A 4455-nucleotide genomic window follows, 5' to 3' on the forward strand; every position below is an offset into this window, starting at 1 on the left:
CCGAAATCCACCTCGGTCGCGCCTGCACGGGCCAGTGGCGCGACCAGGCAGATCAGTTCGCCGTTCAGGTCCGACGGCACATCCAGCGGCGGCGGCAGCGCGTCGGCGTCCGGCATGGAAAAAGCCGTGCCGTCGGGCAGCACGCCGCTGGCGCGGAGCAGCGCGAGGCGGCCGAGGGCGAGTTGGGACTCGTCGATGACGAGGGCGCCAAAACCCCAAGCGTAGTCGCCGGCTGCGCGGACACGCGCATCGAGCAGTTGCTCGACGAAACGGCTCTCCTGCTGGAAATGATGCGGCTGCAGGAACATGCCCTGCGACCAGATCACCCGATGGTGCGCGGTCATTGCACGACGGCCGAGATCGCCACAGCATCGGCGCGGATGTTCAGCGCCTGCGTCTTGTTGGGGCGCACCGGAACGATGGCGCGCCAGGTCGCACGGTCGATGTCGCGATAGATCGCCACCACGCCGACAAAGCGCGTCTCGGGATTCAGCTGCTTGTCATACGGCCGCTTCTCGCCGGGCTGCAGCGTGATCTCGTCGCGCGCCACCAGGTCAGCGGCCAGCAGTGCACGGTCGCCTTCATAGAGGGACATGAAGTCGGCCTTCGCGAAAACCGAGTCGGCGCGCAATTCGTAAATCCTCAGCCGCAGCGGCGAGGGCCGCTGGGACACGCTCGGATTGAGCGAATCGACTGCCTGGATGTCACCCTTGACGCGCGTCGGCGATGCGGGCATCAGGGACGCGCAGCCGGCCAGCACGAGCAACGCGCCGGCCGCGACGACCGCGCGCCGCGGCCTTGAAAAATGTCTTTTCACTCGCGGCTCCAAGGTAGGCAGCGAGGATAAGCAGCACCGATTCGGCGGCATCGTGACTTAGGTAATCCGCCGGCCGGGCGCGCACGTTGACGCGCCGCGCATCAGGACCGGCGGATCAAAGCACCGTAGCGCCCGCAATATTCACTGTTTACCGTGGGGTGCCGCGATCGTCGCCAAAGCACTATCCTCGCCCCCAATCCACCATGAGGACGGTCTGCATGACGGCACGATTGGTTCTGCTCGTAGACGATCACGAACTCGTGCGCATTGGCGTCAAGACGACCTATGCCGACCTCAACGGCGAGGCCATCGACTGGATCGAGGCGTCGGCACTGGAGGACGCCATCCGCATCTATGGCGAGCGCAGCGACATCGAAGCCGTGCTGCTTGATCTGAACCTGGCGGATTGCAAGGGCTTGCAAGGGCTTCGGATGTTCCTCGAAGCCCATCCCAAGGCGCGCGTCGCGGTCTTCAGCGGCACGCAGGACGAGTTCGTCATCCGCCAGGCGCGTGCGCTGGGCGCGGTCGGCTATGTCGCCAAGGGGGCGCTCGCCGCGCAGATGCGCGAAACGCTCAATGCATTGTTGTGGCCGCATGGTCTGCCGGGATCGCATGCCATGGGCGGCGCCACCACGGCATTTCCGCGTATGCCCCCGTCGGCCATGTACGACCGCGTGTCCGAGCTCGGGCCGCGTCATTTGGAGATCCTGGAGCTTGTGCTCTCGGGTTGCACCAATCAGGAGATCAGCAACTCGACCCAGTTGTCCCTTGGCACGGTGAAGAACTACGTGTCCTCGCTGCTGCTGGCGCTGGACGTGCGCTCGCGCTCGCACTTGATCAGCCTGTTCCGATGAGCGCCAGCGCCGCGCCGCGCGGCAGCCATGTTGCCGTCGACGGCCCGGCCGCTGAATCCGGGTCTCCCACGGCAGCAGAGCTCGGCGAACGCCGCAGCGTCGAACGCCGCCTGGCCGACGCCGCGCGGCGCAGCGCACTGGCCCAGGCGCGCGGCGTCGGCTGGCTGTGGAGCGGTCACGGAATCGCCGCGGCCGTCATGCTGGCGCTGTCCGGCGCAGGCGCCCTGCAGCTGGCACTCTGGCTGGCGACCGCGGCCGTCGGCACGACAGCCATGCTCTTGTGGCGACGGCTGCCGGACAGCACCTTGCACTCCCGCCTGTTCGTCGCCGCCGTCAACGTCGGCGCCATGCTGGTGCCTCTGGCCTGCTGGCTGGCGCCGACGGCCACGCCGGGACTGGCGCTCATGGCCGTCACCGCGAGCATCGCGGCGGCCATGCTGCTGGCCAGCTGGCCAGCAGCCATCTGGGCCGCGGCGATGATCGCCCCCTGGCTGGCCTGCATGAGCCCGGCCCTGGGCGGCAGCATGGCCGTGGCCACCATGACCGCCGCGGCCTCCAGCGGCCTGGCACTGGCCGCCTGCGTGCTGCGCCGCCGAACCTGGCTGCCGACGGCGCGGGCGATCATCGAACAGATCGACCGCCTGCGCGAGCTGGAAGGCGAACGCGACCGCGCCTGGCGGCACGACCAGGAGAAGAGCCGCTTCCTCGCCATCGCCAGCCACGATCTGCGCCAGCCGGTACATGCGCTGGGCCTGTTCGCGGCTTCGCTTCACAAGCGCCTGGCCACTTCGGCCGACGAGCCGCTGGCGCGCAACATGGTGCGCGCCGTCGATGCGCTGGAACGCTCCTTCAACGCCATGCTCGACGTCTCCAAGCTGGACGCCGGCGCGCTGGTGCCGCACCTCCAGACTTTTGCGCTGCGCGACCTGTTCCGACGGCTGCACATGCAATACGCCGGGCAGGCCGAACTGGCCGGCCTGGGACTGCGTTTCTCGCCCGGCGGCAAGACGGTCACCAGCGACCCGCAACTGCTGGAGCGGATCATCGGCAATTTGGTGCAGAACGCGCTCAAGTACACCACCCAAGGTGGCGTCGTCGTGGTCGCACGCAGCACGGCCGAACGCATCAACATCGAGATCTGGGACACCGGCAGCGGCATCGCACCCGCGGACCTGCCCCGCATCTTCGAAGAGTTCTACCAGGTCGGCCGCGGGCAGCGCGACCGAACGCACGGGCTGGGCATGGGGCTGGCCATCGTCAAGAGGCTGGCCGCGCTGCTGCAGCACCGGCTGGAGGTGGTGTCACAACCCGGGCGGGGCACCCTCTTCCGCGTCGGCGTGCCGATCGGCGGGCTGCCGGGCATCCAGGACGAGCTGGCGCCGGCCGATACCCAACCCATGGCCATCGACCGGCCCCTGGTGGTGCTGGTGGTGGATGACGAGGAAGCCATACGCGAAGGGGTGCGCCTGCTGCTGCTTGAATGGGGCTATCAGCCCGTGATCGCTGCCGACGCCGACGAGGCCGAGCGCGCCGTGCAAGGTCTGGACGGGCATGTGGACCTGGTGCTGTCCGACCTACACCTGGGCGCAGGCCCCGACGGCGTGGACGTCATCGCGACGGTACGCCGGCTTTGCGGACGCGAACTGCCCGCCATCCTCATTACTGGCGATACCGGCCACGAGCAGTTGCGACACATCTCGTCGGCGGGCGCCACGCTGCTGTTCAAGCCGGTACCGCCCCGACAGCTCTTCAACGCCCTGCAGGCCGCGCTGGCCTGAGCTGGGGGCGGAGATGACTTTCGACCACTGTAAAGCGCGCGGCCTCGCCCCTAGAGTGCGCCGACCCCATCAGCATGGCGACATGCCGCGCGCTCGATGTCTTCCCAAGCAACGCTGGACCTGGAATCGCTGTGGAGCCCGCTCGGTGCGGAGGCCCCCTGCGGCGCCGATCTCGAGTACGACGCACAGTTCGTCGCGCTGGAGCAGGCCGGCGCGGGCAAGCCCGAGCGCCAGTACGGCGAGACCGTCTACCCGGCCGAGCCGCCTGACTGGCCGCAGGTGCACGAACTGGCGCTGCAGCTGGCCACCCGCACGCGCGACCTGCGCGTCGCCGTCTGGCTGGTGCGCAGCCGCGCCCGCCTGTTCGGCCTCCCGAGCGCCGCCGAGGCCTTGCAACTGACGGCTGGGCTGCTGGAGCGGCTCTGGGACGGCGTTCATCCGCAACTGGACGCCCATGACGGCAACGATCCCACCATGCGCGTCAGCGCGCTGGCGCCGATGGGCGTCGGCGGCCCGGTGCTGGCTGACCTGCGCGCCGCCGTCCTCGCGCCTGTGCGTGGCAGCCTGACGCTGAGGGAGCTCGAAATCGGCCTCGGTCTGGACGAGCCCTGGCCCGGCGAGGTCCGCCCCACCGAGGCCGGTGCACTGCAGGCGCTGTCGGGCCTGCTGGCCAACCATCCCGAAACAGGTACGGCCATCACGGACGCGGCCCGGGCCTTGGGCCAGATCTCCGCCGCGCTGGAAGCTCGCATCAGTGCCGAGAACAGCCTCGACTTCACACCCCTCGCGCGGCTGCTGGACCACGCCGGACAGGCCTTGCGCAAGACCAACGGCGCTGCCGCCGGGTCCGACGCAGCCCCGGCCGCCACAGCACCGGACGGCCTCGGCCACGCGCCGGCGCGCAGTCGCGCAGACGTCGTCCGCCAGCTCGAGCAGATCTGCCAGTGGCTTGAAAGCCACGAGCCCAGCAACCCGGCGCCCCTGTTGATCCGCCGCGCGCAGCGGC

5 protein-coding genes are annotated in these 4455 nt (G+C 69.3%); 3 read left to right on the forward strand and 2 right to left on the reverse strand.

What is annotated here, in order from left to right; genetic code table 11:
* Together tssK and tssJ are read right to left on the reverse strand one after the other, a co-directional pair.
* A partial coding sequence (gene tssK, locus VGF12_RS00755) for a type VI secretion system baseplate subunit TssK (protein ID WP_331174136.1) occupies nucleotides 1–344 on the reverse strand: 344 nt, incomplete at its 3' end.
* On the reverse strand, nucleotides 341–817 hold the full coding sequence (gene tssJ, locus VGF12_RS00760; RefSeq protein ID WP_331174137.1) for a type VI secretion system lipoprotein TssJ: 477 nt from the start codon (nucleotides 815–817) through the stop codon (nucleotides 341–343). The genes tssK and tssJ, both read right to left, overlap by 4 nt.
* A gap of 218 nt (nucleotides 818–1035) precedes the next feature.
* On the opposite strand from tssJ, the gene VGF12_RS00765 reads away from it, so the two are divergent.
* From VGF12_RS00765 to tssA, 3 genes are all read left to right on the forward strand, one after another.
* A complete protein-coding gene (locus tag VGF12_RS00765; protein WP_331174138.1) occupies nucleotides 1036–1671 on the forward strand; it encodes a response regulator transcription factor in 636 nt (211 codons plus the stop codon).
* On the forward strand, nucleotides 1668–3449 hold the full coding sequence (locus VGF12_RS00770; RefSeq protein ID WP_331174139.1) for a hybrid sensor histidine kinase/response regulator: 1782 nt from the start codon (nucleotides 1668–1670) through the stop codon (nucleotides 3447–3449). The genes VGF12_RS00765 and VGF12_RS00770 overlap by 4 nt, the downstream gene beginning before the upstream one ends.
* Nucleotides 3450–3545: 96 nt before the next feature.
* A partial coding sequence (gene tssA / locus VGF12_RS00775) for a type VI secretion system protein TssA (protein ID WP_331174140.1) occupies nucleotides 3546–4455 on the forward strand: 910 nt, incomplete at its 3' end.

Source organism: Roseateles sp., assembly GCF_036404855.1.
Taxonomy (GTDB): domain Bacteria; phylum Pseudomonadota; class Gammaproteobacteria; order Burkholderiales; family Burkholderiaceae_C; genus Pelomonas.

Bases quoted from the DNA above. Each gene is read 5' to 3' on its own strand.
- VGF12_RS00765 (WP_331174138.1), top strand. From the start codon at position 1,036: ATGACGGCACGATTGGTTCTGCTCGTAGACGATCACGAACTCGTGCGC.
- VGF12_RS00770 (WP_331174139.1), top strand. From the start codon at position 1,668: ATGAGCGCCAGCGCCGCGCCGCGCGGCAGCCATGTTGCCGTCGACGGC.